The 14,738-nt window shown below is 39.1% G+C and carries 13 protein-coding genes and 1 pseudogene; 6 read left to right on the top strand and 8 right to left on the bottom strand.

Annotated elements, in window-relative coordinates; all coding sequences use genetic code 11:
• Nucleotides 1–97: 97 nt before the first annotated feature.
• The 6 genes from fucI to INE92_RS09165 all read right to left on the bottom strand — a co-directional run bounded on the left by fucI (nt 98) and on the right by INE92_RS09165 (nt 7,823).
• Nucleotides 98–1,873 carry an L-fucose isomerase gene (gene fucI, locus INE92_RS09190; RefSeq protein WP_074708334.1) on the bottom strand — a complete coding sequence of 592 codons (1,776 nt, stop codon included), beginning with the start codon at nt 1,871–1,873 and terminating at the stop codon, nt 98–100.
• A gap of 67 nt (nt 1,874–1,940) precedes the next feature.
• Nucleotides 1,941–2,936 carry a GntR family transcriptional regulator gene (locus tag INE92_RS09185; protein WP_134993549.1) on the bottom strand — a complete coding sequence of 332 codons (996 nt, stop codon included), beginning with the start codon at nt 2,934–2,936 and terminating at the stop codon, nt 1,941–1,943.
• 178 nt (nt 2,937–3,114) lie between these two features.
• On the bottom strand, nt 3,115–3,669 hold the full coding sequence (locus INE92_RS09180; protein WP_004300172.1) for a 30S ribosomal protein S16: 555 nt from the start codon (nt 3,667–3,669) through the stop codon (nt 3,115–3,117).
• A 106-nt stretch (nt 3,670–3,775) separates the two neighbouring features.
• Nucleotides 3,776–5,077, bottom strand: coding sequence for a Na+/H+ antiporter NhaC family protein (locus INE92_RS09175; RefSeq protein WP_004313189.1), 1,302 nt, complete (start codon nt 5,075–5,077; stop codon nt 3,776–3,778).
• 116 nt (nt 5,078–5,193) lie between these two features.
• The gene (locus INE92_RS09170; protein WP_015530929.1) at nt 5,194–6,837 is read right to left on the bottom strand and encodes a GAF domain-containing sensor histidine kinase; all 1,644 of its coding nucleotides are present in this window, start codon (nt 6,835–6,837) and stop codon (nt 5,194–5,196) included.
• Between the two features lie 458 nt (nt 6,838–7,295).
• Nucleotides 7,296–7,823, bottom strand: coding sequence for a DJ-1/PfpI family protein (locus tag INE92_RS09165; RefSeq protein ID WP_074708345.1), 528 nt, complete (start codon nt 7,821–7,823; stop codon nt 7,296–7,298).
• 166 nt (nt 7,824–7,989) lie between these two features.
• Between INE92_RS09165 and INE92_RS09160 the strand changes: the two genes are divergently transcribed.
• The 6 genes and pseudogenes from INE92_RS09160 to INE92_RS09135 all read left to right on the top strand — a co-directional run bounded on the left by INE92_RS09160 (nt 7,990) and on the right by INE92_RS09135 (nt 12,978).
• Nucleotides 7,990–8,340 (top strand): winged helix-turn-helix transcriptional regulator, encoded by a 351-nt coding sequence (locus INE92_RS09160; RefSeq protein WP_004313186.1) that lies wholly within the window; start codon nt 7,990–7,992, stop codon nt 8,338–8,340.
• A gap of 29 nt (nt 8,341–8,369) precedes the next feature.
• Entirely contained in the window at nt 8,370–8,813 is a 444-nt protein-coding gene (locus INE92_RS09155; protein ID WP_004313185.1) for a GNAT family N-acetyltransferase, read from the top strand.
• Nucleotides 8,814–8,822: 9 nt separating this feature from the next.
• Nucleotides 8,823–9,503 (top strand): RNA polymerase sigma factor, encoded by a 681-nt coding sequence (locus tag INE92_RS09150; RefSeq protein WP_015530931.1) that lies wholly within the window; start codon nt 8,823–8,825, stop codon nt 9,501–9,503.
• A gap of 61 nt (nt 9,504–9,564) precedes the next feature.
• Nucleotides 9,565–10,094: pseudogene (locus INE92_RS09145) on the top strand (DinB family protein).
• A 530-nt stretch (nt 10,095–10,624) separates the two neighbouring features.
• Nucleotides 10,625–10,774 (top strand): hypothetical protein, encoded by a 150-nt coding sequence (locus INE92_RS09140; RefSeq protein WP_008770608.1) that lies wholly within the window; start codon nt 10,625–10,627, stop codon nt 10,772–10,774.
• Nucleotides 10,771–12,978: an AAA family ATPase gene (locus tag INE92_RS09135; RefSeq protein WP_015530934.1), complete on the top strand. Its 2,208-nt coding sequence runs from the start codon at nt 10,771–10,773 to the stop codon at nt 12,976–12,978. Before INE92_RS09140 ends, INE92_RS09135 begins: the two co-directional genes overlap by 4 nt.
• 279 nt (nt 12,979–13,257) lie before the next feature.
• Here INE92_RS09135 and INE92_RS27090 read toward each other — a convergent pair whose 3' ends face one another.
• Entirely contained in the window at nt 13,258–13,383 is a 126-nt protein-coding gene (locus tag INE92_RS27090; RefSeq protein WP_008019746.1) for a hypothetical protein, read from the bottom strand.
• Entirely contained in the window at nt 13,376–14,728 is a 1,353-nt protein-coding gene (creD, locus tag INE92_RS09130) for a cell envelope integrity protein CreD (RefSeq protein ID WP_195436624.1), read from the bottom strand. The genes INE92_RS27090 and creD overlap by 8 nt, the downstream gene beginning before the upstream one ends.
• Nucleotides 14,729–14,738 lie beyond the last annotated feature (10 nt).

The raw sequence follows: 14,738 nt of genomic DNA, 5'->3' as shown, positions 1-14,738 counted from the left end.
ACAAAAGAACATAAGGTCTGCGCTAATAGAATTATTTATAGCTGTTTATTGAAGTTGTTTTATCTTTTGTCCTTATGTTCTTTTGTCTGAATTAATATTATTTGTAGATAGGACCGTAAGTTGCGCAAGCTCTGTAATCCGCTCCTTCCTTATCCATGCCGAAGGCGTTCCAAGCTGCCGGACGGAATATTTCGTTGTCTTCTACATTGTGCATGCATACCGGGATGCGGAGCATGGAAGCAAGAGTGATTAAGTCCTGACCGATGTGTCCATAGCTGATGGCTCCATGATTGGCTCCCCAGTTATTCATTACTGAATATACATCTTTGAAAGCAGGTTTTTCACACAGACGCGGTACAAACCAGGTGGTAGGCCATGTAGGATCTGTACGCATATTGAGTTTCTGGTGGATTTCCGGGTCTATTTCTACTGTCCATCCTTCTGCGATTTGCAGGACAGGGCCTAAGCCTTTAATCAGGTTGAGGCGCATCATGGTTACGGGCATACCACCTTTTGACAGGAAGTTGGAAGAGAAACCACCGCCACGGAAGTAGTCACGGTCTGCCGGATACCAGGTAGTTGCTTTCAGGCAGTTTTCTACATCAGTGTCCGTCAGGTTCCATGGTTCTTTCATAACCGGATTGCCTGCCGCGTCTAATGATTGGCCGGAACCGTCAAGAGTCGTTGCGCCGGAATTGATAAGATGAATGATACCATTTACTGCCAAACCTGTCAATTCTTTGCCAGTTACACGTTTCACGGCTTCAGGACTCCAGTAAGTACGTACGTCGGAGAATATTTGGGCGCGGTTGGTCAATAAATGTCCGAACAGCATAGCTACGCCGTTGCAGGCATCGTTCTCGGTAGCTACGACAAATGCTTCACGAATACCGTTCCAGTCAAAAGAAGTGTTGAGCAGAGCTTCCGGATAGTCACCGTTAGGATAGAAGTCTGTCCATTGGCGTTGTCCTTGGAAACCGGCTGCAATGGCATTGTGTCCCAAGGCTTCTTCCTTGAATCCCATTTCTTTCAATTTGGGATTTCCGGTCATCAAGTCGCGCATGATAATCGTCATCTTTACAATGAATTCCCAATCAGCATCTTTCTGTTCACGGGTTTTACGTTTTTCAGGACGGTTCTTGAAGTCTTCACCTTCGTTTGTCTTGCAATTTTTTTCAGTCCAGGCCATGGCTTTGGCGTATTCTTCGTGGTCATAGATGCCTTCGTCCATTCGACGGATGATTTCTGTGAGGTCTATTGACTCATTACGCATTCCCAGATACTCTTGGAAGAAATCAGGATTAACGATGGAACCGGCGATACCCATAGATACACTACCCATTGACAGGTAAGATTTGCCTCTCATCGTAGCTACTGCCTGTGCGGCACGTGCAAAGCGAAGAATCTTTTCCGATACATCTTCAGGGATTGTGTTGTCGTTCAAATCTTGAACGTCGCGTCCGTAGATACCGAATGCGGGAAGGCCTTTTTGTGCGTGTCCGGCAAGTACAGCAGCAAGGTATACAGCTCCCGGACGTTCTGTGCCGTTGAATCCCCAGACAGCTTTCGGATAATGCGGGTTCATATCCATCGTTTCAGCACCGTAGCACCAGCAAGAAGTGACGGTAATGGTAGAGCCGACCCCTTCTCTTTCAAACTTTTCCGCACAAGCGGCACTTTCGGCTACGCGTCCGATCGTGCTATCGGCTATAACACATTCCACCGGACTGCCATCACCGTTTTTCAGGTTGCTGCTGATTAACTCGGCTACTGCTTTTGCCAAATTCATTGTTTTCTCTTCAAGGCTTTCGCGAACGCCACCCTGGCGACCATCGATTGTGGGACGAATCCCGATTTTCGGATACTTTTTCATGGTTTCTATCTATTAAAGGATTAATTAATATCTGTGCTGAACTGTGCTGATGTCTTCGCAAAAAAAATTAAAGCGACTTTCGAAGTCTTACTTCCGTCGGCAAGAACTTCTGCACCGGTACATTATTGAGAACAAAATTGGCCGCTTCATTTCCCATCATTTCCCAATCAATACTCAATGAGGTTATTCCTTCGTCAATCACTTCATAGGAAGGAATATCATTGTAAGCCAACAGGCCAAAATCTTTTCCGCATTTCAGCCCTTCCAATCTTCCTTGTTTCACCACCTTTACTACGTCTTGTTGTTTGATAGCGATATAGGCAACTCCCTTACGTACAATCAGGTTCTCAATATCCTCCTGTATTTCACAGAGAAATCCCTGTTCCTGGCAGAAACGGGTAAAATACACCTTACTGCTTTGGGGGTGTTTCAGGCTTTTTGGAAACAGAAAAACGAGCTGGCGATAGTTCTTCAACCTTTCCTTGAGCAGATTCAATGCCTGATAGAAAGAATCATCAAAATCCTGGCAGATATATGAATACTTTTCTTTTTCAAATTTGCCGAAATCGAGAAGTAATAATCTTGAAGGATTAATTTTATTGAGAACAGTGCTGAATTTCTCGTTATCGAAATTCATCACGATGTATTTGTTGTATTTTCCGATGGATTCCCGGAGGATCGTATTGAACAACCGTTCGTTGTATTGATGAAACAATAAGTCTACCTTATAGTTGATAGGCAGATGTCTGACGAAACTGTTATATAAGGCTTCTTTGAAAGGAGTATATTGGTCGAGCAGCAATAAGACATTGGTCACCTGGCTCGTCACATAATAGCCCTTGCCGGGAGTGGAGTCGATCAGTCCTCGTTCACGTAAATCAAGGAAAGCCTTGAAAACCGTATCACGTGATACTCCGTATTGAGCGCTTAACTGATTGATGGAAGGTAAAGAATCTCCTTCAAGAAATTCTTTCCTGGAAATCGCTTGGCTAAGTGTGTCCGCTAGTTGCGTAACCTTGCTTGCCTGTTGTCCGAATGTTGCTTTTTTATCAGTTCGTTTCATATTCGAAAAATAAGTAATACTATGCTGAACTATGCTGATGCAAAGAAAGGCATTTTATTCTGAACGGAATAAATAATTTGATATGTTTTATAGCAGAAAGTAATAAAAAAATCCCCTCCGGCGGACCGGAGAGGATTTATTGCTTTTTCCTAATTTCTTGTTCGGAATCTGCTGAAAATTATTCAGCAGCAGCTTCTGTTGCAGGAGCTTCTTCAGCCGGAGCTGCGGCAGCTTCTTCTGCAGGTGCTTCAGCAGCCGCTTTTTCAGCAGCTTCAGCAGCTTTCTTTTCAGCGAGTGCTTTTGCTTTCACTTCGTTGATTTTCTTTTCTGCTTCTAGACGTGCTTTAGCTTCAGCTTTCTTAGCTTCGTCTTGTTTAGCTTTCAAAGTAGCCAAACCTGACTGTTTGTTGTTTTTCCAAGCTTCGAATTTAGCTTCTGCTTCTGCTTCTCCGAATGCGCCTTTTGCTACACCGCCCAGAAGATGTTTCTTCATGTAAACTCCTTCACGAGAAAGGATGTTACGTACAGTGTCACTTGGTTGTGCACCTTTCAGTACCCATGCCAATGCAGCGTCGAAATTCAAATCTACTGTAGCAGGATTGGTGTTAGGGTTGTAAGTACCAATCTTCTCAATAAATTTACCATCACGTGGTGCTCTGCTGTCTGCAATTACAATTGAATAGAACGCGTAACTTTTACGTCCGTGTCTCTGCAATCTGATTCTAGTTGCCATTTTAAATAATTGTTTTTAATGATTGATTTGAATTATGCTATTATCTCGTAATAGCGGGCACAAAGATACGGCTTTTCTTTTGATTGACAAACATTTCGTATCTTTTTTACGAATACCGTTTTGGATAGCGGAACAAAATCGCGAGCAGGGCGCATGCTCCCATTGTAAACGGATAATAGAGATTGCCGATGATACTGATGGGGGAGATGCTGGCAAGTCCCGCTGCAATCAGCATCTGCGCTCCGTATGGAATAATACCTTGTATCAGGCAGGAGAAAGTATCGAGGATACTGGCTGTTTTTCTTCGGTCAAGATGGAATTTCACGGCAATATCTTTGGCAATCGGTCCTGTTGTGATAATGGCAATCGTGTTGTTGGCAGTACATAAGTTGGCGATACTTACCAGGGCTGCGATGCTTAATTCGGCTCCTCTTTTACCATTGACGTGGCGGGTGAGTTTCTGGATAATGAAATCGATACCACCGTTATAACGGATTGTTTCGAGCATCCCTCCGGCCAACAGGGTGATAATAATCAGTTCTCCCATTCCTGTAATTCCTGTTCCCATGGCACCAAACCAGTCGAAGATTCCGAAGCTGCCGGTCGCGATGCCAATGATGCCACTTGTCAATATACCTATTATGAGTACGAGCATCACGTTCATTCCGGCAATGGCTGTTCCTAATACTATTATATAAGGTATAACTTTGATCCATTCAATGGTCTGTGTTTGGGTGGGAGCTGTAATGGATAGTCCCTGAAATATGTAAATTCCCAACACAATGATGGCTGCCGGGACGACAATCATAGAATTTACACGGAATTTATCACGCATTACACATTCCTGGGTTTTTGTCGAAGCGATGGTGGTGTCGGAGATAAAAGATAAGTTGTCTCCGAAAAAAGAACCGCCTACTACGACGGCTACCATAAAGGGGAGAGCTATTTCAGTTTTTTCTGCCAGTCCTACGGCAACGGGAGTAAGGGCGACAATAGTTCCCACACTGGTTCCGATGGATAAAGAGATGAAACAGGCGGCAATAAAGATACCTGCCAGCAATAAATTGTCAGGAAGAATATGCAGCGTCAGATTGACGGTGGCATCGATTGCACCCATTTGCTTTGCGCTTTGGGCAAAAGCTCCGGCAAGGATGAATATCCATATCATCAGGAGGATATTCTTATTGGCAGCTCCTACCGAGAATTGATAGATACGCTGGTCTAGTTTTAAGCCGCGTGTAATGGCGATGGCATAACAGGAAGAGACGAGGAAGGCCACTGTGATAGGTACTTTATAAAAGTCGTTGACGAGGATAGAAGTTACCAGATAGAGGCAAAGGAATACGAGTAACGGGCTTAATGCCCACCAGTTTCCGGGACGGTCTTTATGTATTTTTTCTTCAGTCATAAATGAACGTTGGGTATTTGTTTTATTCTAAAATCAAAATAGCGATGCAAAAGTAGTGTTTTTCACAGGAAGTGGCAAAAAGGAAGTCGAAAGAAGGCATTATTTCATTGATCTTTCTATAGATGAGGGAGACACTCCATAGAAAAAAAGTATAACCTGTTCCTACTTAAGCGCAAGGGATGTGTGAACCAGAAACGGCTGCCGACTCCTATTTCGGATTCGGCACCGATAGTGCCGCCAAGATGTTTGATGATACTTCTGCAAATAGATAGACCTAAGCCCGTGCCTTTTGAAAAAGAGTTGAGTTTTACAAATCGGTCGAACACCTGATCTACTTTATCGGGTGCAATCCCCATACCTGTGTCTGTGACAGCGAATTCTATCTCATTACTTTCTGCTTTATGGCGATATTCCAACATAATCTGCCCTTCATTTGTAAATTTGAGAGCATTATTTATGAAATTGGTAATAACCTGCATTAAACGCTTTTTGTCTGTGTAAATATAATATTCAGGTAAATCCGGAGCCAGCAAAACGGGTACGGGTTTATCTTCTTTTATATCATAATTGCGCATTATATCTTCGCAGAAGCTCTTGATATCCAGATGATCCATGGTGAAGTCGAGTGTTCCGGCTTCTATTTTCGATAAATCGAGAATATCGGAAATCAACTGCAAAAGAAGTTCCGTGTTTTCCTGCATAATGTCAACATAATCCTGACGTTCTTTTTTGTCATCCGATTCAATCAATAGACTTGCAAAGCCAACAATCGCATTTAACGGAGTACGGATTTCGTGACTCATATTAGCGAGAAAGGCTGATTTTAAGCGGTCCAGATTTTCTGCTTTTTCTTTGGCTACTCTTAGTTCTTCTTCAATCGTTTTTTGATGGTTGATATCGACACTGGTTATAACATGCGCTATCTGTCCGTCAATCCAGGCAAATGCTGCGCTGAATACCCGGGACCAACATTTGTCAAACGGGCGTTGGTAGTCCCAGGAGTAGACTTTGGTAGGTTGTCCGTTTTCATCAATCAAATGTTTTTTAGGGCAAAACTCACATTCTCCGGTTTTATCTTTATAAAGAGCCTGCCAGCATTTTTTTCCTTCAAAATGTTCGATGCCTCCGTAAGGAGCGGCCATAGATTCATTGGCATATAGCATATCATGAGAATCAAAAGAGTTCACATAAATGTCAACTCCCATATTATTCATGATGCTGCTTAATGTCTTGCTTGCCCGCACTTCTCTTTCTTTATATTCCCGCACTGCTATTTCCTTGGAGAGGGAGCCTAAAATGAGATGAATCACTTGAAGTTCTTCATCGGTGAAGGATATTGCATGTTCTCTGTCTCCAAATCCGATGAATCCGATAATTTTCCCTTCGGAGTCTTGGATTTGCCGGATTAGTAATGAGTCGACTTTATAAAAATCCACGATGTCTACATCATTCCAAGAAGTATTTTGGTTTCTGCAAGCATAAAAAGGTTTGTTTTTTCCATTTATACGTGCAGCATGTTGATTGGTCATTTCGCTGATTTCAAAACGTTGTCGCAGGATGTTGTCGCTATTTCCGACAGTTTCCTTTAGGTAAAAGTAGCGAAATCCATCAGTTTGGTAAATGAATCCTCTTTTAAAACCGTAGTATTCGCAAATATCTGTCAGTGATTCTGTGATTTTGTTTTCAATAGATTCACAGCCATTCAACCTTTCTAAAAAATGAAGTAAAAATGCATTGTAATTTTCTTTCTCTCTGGTCATATTGTTTTAGGCATCTTTAGTTAGATAAACTCAAAATGAGTATGCTGTTCATCTCTTTCAAATCTTCAAGCTGCTAATATACGGACTTTTTAAGAATGAAGAATACTGTTTTTGTTTTTTCGTAATGTTCCGTTTTTCTTTATTTTAGTACGGAAAGAGAATAGGATAGAGAGGATATATTTTTTATGGGTGTATGGATGTTGTATGTTTGTTGAAAATTATTAAAATTGGGAGTGTACTTGTGTCGTTTTTTTGATGATCTGTAAATGCTTGATTTCTAGGGTGGTATATTTGTCGTTTTTCCTTTTAAACCAACAAGTCGTTCCTTTAAAAGAAACGACTTGTTGCACACCGAGAAACGCATCGTTTCTTTTAAAGGAACATACCTTTCCATCTTGAGATGTGTAGATTTATGTTACAGTGTTTATATTTATTGTTTTGCATCTACATTGTAGGCATTATTTTAATGCTTCAATTATATGTGGTAGCATTGTCCAAATGGTATTTTCATCTTGAGCGGTGAAGAAGTTACCATCTATCTCTGATTTCTCATCGGTAGCTGTTCCGTTTTGAATAGCTGGCTTGGCTAATGGGTGAACTGCTACTTTTTTCCCTTTGGTTATACCGGTAAAGTCAAACATCATTGCACCGGCACAATGTCCGATCATAATTTTCCCTTTATCCCCGAACGTTTTAATGACTTGCATCAAATCTACATTATAAGGCTTATCGGCATTCTGCTGAAATACAGGCACTGCATCGCCACAAGAGAAAACGAGTGCGTCAAACTCATCTTCGTGTCCCTTCAAATTAGCAATCACATCATCTACTGTCAGGCTGATCCCTGAATTTGTTTTAATCTCCTTCGTATCCGATACGGCAAATACTTTATATGAAATGCCATTCTCGAAAAATGCTTCCAAATATTGGAATAATCCACAACCATTTACCGGATTCACTGCTAAAACTGCAACTTTCTTTGCCATAATCATAATTATTTAAATGAAACAATAGTTATTATTAGTAAGTTTATTACTTTTGTGATGCAAATGTATCTTTCTTGTTTGAGAAATGCAATAACGTACTTGAAAATAAGGAAGTTACATAGAGATAACTATTGCTGAAACTCAATAAAATACAAAACGTTAAAGAATGAAAAACTTTCATCCGACGGGGAATTGTCCGATAAGAGATGTGCTTAGCCGCTTGGGAGATAAGTGGTCAATGTTGGTGCTTATTACGCTGAACGCAAATGGAACTATGCGTTTTAGTGATATCCATAAAACGATAGAAGACGTCTCTCAAAGAATGTTGACTGTTACATTGCGTACTTTGGAATCAGATGGATTGGTTGAACGGAAAGTATATGCTGAAGTACCTCCTCGTGTGGAGTATTGCCTGACAGATACAGGTGGTACCTTGATTCCTCATATTGAAGGACTGGTGGGATGGGCTTTGGAGAATATGAATATTATTTTGGACCATAGGAAAATGAGTCGGTAACATTTTTATTTTATGACAAAATAGAAAATATGGAGATAAAACTAGTAACTTCAGATAAAAAAGAATTCCTTGATTTATTACTCTTGGCTGATGAACAAGAAAGTATGATTGACCGATATTTGGAACGCGGTGATATGTTTGTTCTTTATGATGACGGGTTGAAAGCTCTTTGTGTGGTGACACGTGAGGGAGAAGGTGTTTATGAAATCAAGAATATTGCTACTGTTCCTTTCTTCCAACGACAGGGGTACGGAAAACGTTTAATAGAGTTTTTATTTGAATATTATCAGGGGAAGTGCTCTGAAATGTTGGTGGGCACAGGAGATGTACCTTCTTCCAGATCATTCTATGAACATTGTGGTTTTGCGATTTCTCACCGGATAAAGAATTTCTTTACTGACAACTACGATCATCCGATGTATGAGGAGGGTGTGCAGTTGGTGGATATGATATATTTGAAGAAAACATTTTAGTGTGTAACGATGGAAATAGATATCAATCGTTTGGTGAAAGAATATGGAAATATGATTTCCATGATTGCTCACCGGATGATTCTGAATAAAGAAATCGCCCGCGAAGCAGCACAGGAAGTGTGGTATGAACTTTGCAAAAGTATCAGTAGCTTTAAAGGCGATTCGGAGATTTCTACATGGATATACACTATCGCTCGTCGCACTATTGGTAGATATGCAGCATGTGAAAAGCATGTGAAAATGTCGGAAATCGAATATTTCCGTTCGTTGCCGGAAATTGAATATTCCGGTGGGGAAGAAGCGAAGCGGGAATGGATAAAAGAAAGGTGCGATTGGTGTATCACCGCTTTAAATCATTGTCTGAATAATGATGCTCGTCTGATTTTTATCTTTAGAGAAAATATCGGGTTGCCTTATCGACAGATTGGCGAAATCATGGAACTGAAAGAAAGTAATGTGCGGCAAATCTATAATCGTTCCATTCAGAAAATCACAGCTTTTATGAATGATACTTGCCCGTTATATAATCCCGATGGTGCTTGTAAATGTCGCATTTGCAAACCGGTATATTCTATTGATATGGATAAAGAATATACAATGGTGCAACGAATGATGAGGCTTGCCGATTTATATAGGAAGTTTGAAAAAGAACTACCGAGGAAAAATTATTGGGAGAAATTCTTGCAGTAAGTTGTCACAAAGCTCATTTGCTTTTCCACTAACTATATGTATAATTAAAAAACATATAGTTATGAGTAAAATTGACTTTTTAAAGGAGCAGATTATAGAAGCTCGCACATTTGTGAATTGTTTGATGTCTGAATTGCCGGAAGATTTGTGGTATGTTATTCCTGAAGGAACAGATTCTAACTTTATTTGGCAAGTGGGACATTTGCTTGTTTCACAGAATTTTCATACACTGACAGCTGTTACCGGGGTAAACGAAAAGGTGGGGCGGTTAGTGCCTATCCAAAAATATAATAGAATATAATATTCAATGGTATGGGAACATTGCATCGTTCCATAGAAGAGGGCTTGATTCCAGTTGCTGAATTGAGAGAACAAACGGAAATAATTCATCAAATCTGTATTGAGAATCTGGAAACTCTGAATGATGATGTTTTGGCAGAGTGCTTGCAGCCTCTCCCGTTTAAACATCCTGTTGCAGAAACTAAATATGAAGCATTGTCGTGGAGCTTTAAACATGAAATGTGGCACAGTGCAGAAATGGAAGCAATCAAAAGAGAGTTGGGGTATCCAATCGTTTGGATGGAGGGATAAATATTCGGTTATATTATCTAATCTTTATGAGCTAAAAAGCTATGCTTTATGACTGCCAAAGCTATGCTTTAAGGATGCTAAAGCATAGCTTTAAAGTGCATTATACATAGGAAGTTTGACTTATTTTCCAAGGCTTCACTTTTTCTTTAAAAACTCTTATTCATCGGTGATAGCGGGTGAAGGGTTTGTATTTCGCCCGCCTTTTATTCGGATTTCTTGTACTTCAGTTTTGTTTTGACAATGGCGAGTTATATTAAAATAGTAAGTTTCTTTATGTGAAATTTGTGTGGACGAAATACTATTCGTATTTTTAAACTTACTATTGGTAGAAGTAAGTATATAAGCTTACTTTTAAAAGTAAATAGTTTGAGATATGAGTATATATGCTGCAATTTCGGCTTATATAGTTGTTTCGACTTCATTATCGAAAGAGGCTCTTGTCGAGTTGTCTATAGGAGTAAAATGTTTTTTTAGAAAAGACAGCTGCTGATTGTGATGGTTCTTGGGGCAGATTAGTTATTGAATATGTAATGAAACACCCAAATGACGCATTGAGGATTGCAATAGGTATTGGTGGAATGAGAATAGTTGATAAAGAACTTGACATGATGGATGGTTATGAATTTATGAAGGTAATTAATGGATGTAGTACTGATAACGACAAAATTTCAAAGGTATGATTAATAAAATTTCGATAAAAGGTCCCGCCAGTTATAAGAATATGGCTGTTTTTGAAACTGACAAGAATATAAACTTGATCTATGGACTTAATGGCTCCGGCAAAAGTACATTGTCAGAATTCCTTAGAAAGAGAACTGATAATGAATATGCAGAATGTTCTATTTCGCCATTGTTAGATGAAGATACAGAAGAAATTCTCGTTTATAATGAGAACTACGTGAATGATGTGTTCTATAGTTCCGATACTCAAAAAGGTATTTTCTCTTTATCAAAGGAGAATGCAGGAGCTAGAAAAAGAATTGATGCTGCTAATGCTGCATTGCAAGTTGCAAACAGAGATTTTCAAAAACAAGAATTACTACAAGAAAAAGAATTAGAAGCTTGGACTTCAACAAAATCAATATTTGCTAATCGTTTCTGGCAAATTAAAACACAATACACTGGTGGCGATAGAGTTCTGGAGTATTGTTTTACAGGTTTGAAAAGCAGTAAAGAATTATTGCTGAATCATATTGTTGGGTTGGCAAAACCATCTAATAAGCTTGTTGATTCTATTGATCAATTGAAAGAAGAAATACAACGACTGAATGAAGCTAAAGGGACTCAAATCCCACTTATTCAGGAAATCACATTTTCTGCAGGAGACATTGAAATAGATTCTTTATTTAAAGAGGTTATAACTGGAAATGCTAATAGTCGTGTTGCTAAATTGATAGATAGTCTTCATAATTCGGATTGGGTAAAGGTTGGCTTAAGTTTTGATACAAAAGATATTTGTCCATTTTGTCAGAGGCCATATCTTGACGATGATATAATAGCGGAACTAAGGTCATATTTTAATGAAGATTATGAAAAAGCAGTAGCAGATATAGAGAGTAAGGGAAAGACATACAAAGACTCTATTGATTTAATTCCAGATATTGATGCTTTTACTAATATTCCAATTATCCATGAGTTAGAGCAGACCTTTGCATTGGCCTTTAGAGCATATAAAGAAGCGGTAAACTCTAATCTGATTGAAATACGTAAGAAGTATCAAACCCCAAGTCAAATAGTTGAATTAGAAAATACTTCAACCAAATTAGGTGTTGTTAATAGTATTGTACAGCAAGCTAATGCTATTATTGTAGAATTCAATAAAAAAGTGGTAGGTATTGATGGTGAACTTGCTATTATAAAGAAAAAATTCTGGAATAGACTGCGTTATGATTATGATCAATCTGTTACTGACTATAATAATCAAAAGGCTTCTACTGAAAATAAAATACGAGCATGCGAAACTGCAAAACAACATGTTCAAAGTTTGATAGATGAACAAAAGGCGATTATAGAAGCAGAACAGCAAAGCATTGTAAATATAGAGGAGTCCATTAACCATATAAATACTATGTTGGTTGACATGGGAATAATAGACTTTAAAATCACAAAATGCAGAGAAGAGGGCTTGTATCGTATTGTGAGAGGAGAAGATGGAAGTTCTGTATTCAAGACGTTAAGTGAAGGGGAAAGAACTATTATCAGTGTTTTGTATTTTGTGGAAACATGTCAGGGAATACTGGATAGGAGTAAGACGCAGAAGAAGCGTATTATTGTTATTGATGATCCTGTTTCAAGCTTGTCCACTATGTATGTGTTCAACATCGGTAGATTGTTGAAAAACGTTTTTTATCCTGAACTTATTAAGGATAGCACGCAGGAAACTGGCTTCTTAATGAAGCGTAAGTTTGAACAGGTTTTTATTCTAACTCATAGTCTTTATTTTTTCTATGAGATGACGGATATGCGTGAACCACAACGTCATGCGTACCAATCTTTATTCAGGGTTTCTAAATCTGTGGCAGGTAGTAAAATTGAGACTATGCATTATGAACATATTCAAAGTGATTATCATACATATTGGATGACTATCAAAGATCCTGATACGCATCCTGCCTTGATTGCCAATTGCATGAGGAATATTATAGAATATTTCTTCAATTTTGTAGAAAAGAGGGATTTGAATAATGTCTTTATTCAAGATAAATTCAAGCAACCCAAATATCAAGCTTTCCAACGTTATATTAATAGAGAGTCTCATTCTCTTGGTCAAAATATTAATGACTTTAAAGATTTTGATTACAATATATTTATGGATGGGCTAAAAATGGTTTTTCTAGAAATGGGTTATTCAGAGCATTATAAAAAGATGATGAAATTGAAATAATCACTGTAATGATTTGAAATAAACATTGAGAAGAAAAAAATAATCTATTAGCATCTTTTCATTAGCTTATAGCAAAATCAAATATCATTATAGCAAAAAGAATTATGCTTATAGCTAATGAAATATTGATCCTGGTGGAAGGGTAGGTGAAGAGTTAGCCCTTCACCCTGTATCTCCGATGAATAAAAAGTATCGGAGCAAGGTGAAGGGTGAATTGCTTATTAAAAAATACAAGAAAAAAGCCATTTGTTAAGTATTTCAGTTCCATTATGGTTATTATCAGGCACCGTAATTAATCTTAGCTTTCGTTTCCCCTTGTAGTAATATGGATAGAAAGGAAGCGATCATCATCGTCTGATTCTCCTTTTGGATCAGGATGTGAATTTCCCCCAATGGTTTATTCATTAAACCAATCTATCTTCTTTGAAAAATACATTACCATTGCAAGGATAATAAATAATCCCAAGCTGCCTGCCAGTAACGCAAAAGTTTCTAGCTGAATAAGAACAAATATATAAAGATAAAGTATACCTAATAGTCCGGACATGATTAATGACGGTTTCTTTTTCTTGGTGATTCCGAACATGTATCCGCCTACCAGTATAATAGTCAGTGCAGAAGATAACAAATAGGCAGGGGTGAAACCGATGTGTTCAGAGAAGGAGAGGAGCAGGCTGTAGAATAGGCAGAGTGCCAGTCCTACCAATAAATACTGCAAGGCATGAATGCGGGTCTTGTTCATGATTTCAGTGAAGAAGATAACTCCGAAAGTCAGTAGGATAATCAGAATGGCATACTTTGCGGAGCGCATGGACTGCTGGTACTGTTCCACCGGAATTTTGAAGTTTACACCAAAACTGGAGTTTTCAATATCCTTGATGTTCGAGGTGTTGTAGTCAGCCATCACCTGCGAGTAATTTCGGTTCAAGTTTAAGACTTGCCATTGTGCGGAAAATTCCTTCTCCGTAATATTCCGGTTGTTAGGCAGATAGTTCCCGGTGAAGCTCGGTGTATTCCAGTTGGCTTTCAGGTCTACACGGGTTGTTTTACCCAACGGGATAAAGTTGAGTGACTGTGAACCTTTCAGTTTGATTTTTATTTCGTATGGCAGTTTTTTGTTCTGCTTCAACTCCGACAAATTAGCGATCGCATGAACTCCGGTGTTAGCTATTCCTCTGTTGTCCATACCCGGCTCGAATATATAAACAGAATCTCCCAAGGTGATGCTGATTTGTTCGCTGATACCCCGCATATCGGTTAGGTTCAAGCAAATAGCCGCCCTGTCAAACTGCAACTGGTCCATGTCTATTCTGCTCTTTTTCAATTCTTCCGAACTGAATGACCCTTTCAATGTCAGTTCCGATTGATATACATTGACCTCATAGATACTTCTTTTCAGGATTTCGGTCTTCAGTTGTCCGTTGACCATAAGCTCGTCAGGAAAAAGTATCAGGTCTTTGATGGAAACCTTCTTCTCACCGTTGTTTTCAGTGACAACCGGATACTGGAGATTCAGATAAGGGCCAGTGATGGTCTGTGCAAGACTCCATTTTTCGCTTACCTCGTCGATAGCTTCTTCTTGGGTTCGTCCCCGTTCGGAAATAAGATTCTCAATCATAAACATGGGTATCATCAGGAGAAGGATTAATAATCCGATGATGACAACCTTGATTGTTTTGGAGAAACGGTGGAGGCATCCCATAGGTTGCTGCGCCTGTTGCTCATTTAAATTTTCATTGAAAGCGTCCATAAGCCAGTAG

The sequence above is a fragment of the Bacteroides xylanisolvens genome (assembly GCF_018289135.1).
Classification (GTDB): Bacteria; Bacteroidota; Bacteroidia; order Bacteroidales; family Bacteroidaceae; genus Bacteroides; species Bacteroides xylanisolvens.
Note: the sequence above shows the minus strand (reverse complement) of the source record. Positions and strands in the feature narration are given on the sequence as shown.

Bases quoted from the DNA above. Each gene is read 5' to 3' on its own strand.
- INE92_RS09160 (WP_004313186.1), top strand. From the start codon at position 7,990: ATGAAAAACTTTCATCCGACGGGGAATTGTCCGATAAGAGATGTGCTT.
- INE92_RS09180 (WP_004300172.1), bottom strand. From the start codon at position 3,669: ATGGCAACTAGAATCAGATTGCAGAGACACGGACGTAAAAGTTACGCG.
- INE92_RS27090 (WP_008019746.1), bottom strand. From the start codon at position 13,383: ATGAATAAACCATTGGGGGAAATTCACATCCTGATCCAAAAGGAGAAT.
- creD (WP_195436624.1), bottom strand. From the start codon at position 14,728: ATGGACGCTTTCAATGAAAATTTAAATGAGCAACAGGCGCAGCAACCT.
- INE92_RS09155 (WP_004313185.1), top strand. From the start codon at position 8,370: ATGGAGATAAAACTAGTAACTTCAGATAAAAAAGAATTCCTTGATTTA.
- INE92_RS09175 (WP_004313189.1), bottom strand. From the start codon at position 5,077: ATGACTGAAGAAAAAATACATAAAGACCGTCCCGGAAACTGGTGGGCA.
- INE92_RS09170 (WP_015530929.1), bottom strand. From the start codon at position 6,837: ATGACCAGAGAGAAAGAAAATTACAATGCATTTTTACTTCATTTTTTA.
- INE92_RS09165 (WP_074708345.1), bottom strand. From the start codon at position 7,823: ATGGCAAAGAAAGTTGCAGTTTTAGCAGTGAATCCGGTAAATGGTTGT.
- INE92_RS09140 (WP_008770608.1), top strand. From the start codon at position 10,625: ATGAAACACCCAAATGACGCATTGAGGATTGCAATAGGTATTGGTGGA.
- fucI (WP_074708334.1), bottom strand. From the start codon at position 1,873: ATGAAAAAGTATCCGAAAATCGGGATTCGTCCCACAATCGATGGTCGC.
- INE92_RS09150 (WP_015530931.1), top strand. From the start codon at position 8,823: ATGGAAATAGATATCAATCGTTTGGTGAAAGAATATGGAAATATGATT.
- INE92_RS09135 (WP_015530934.1), top strand. From the start codon at position 10,771: ATGATTAATAAAATTTCGATAAAAGGTCCCGCCAGTTATAAGAATATG.
- INE92_RS09185 (WP_134993549.1), bottom strand. From the start codon at position 2,936: ATGAAACGAACTGATAAAAAAGCAACATTCGGACAACAGGCAAGCAAG.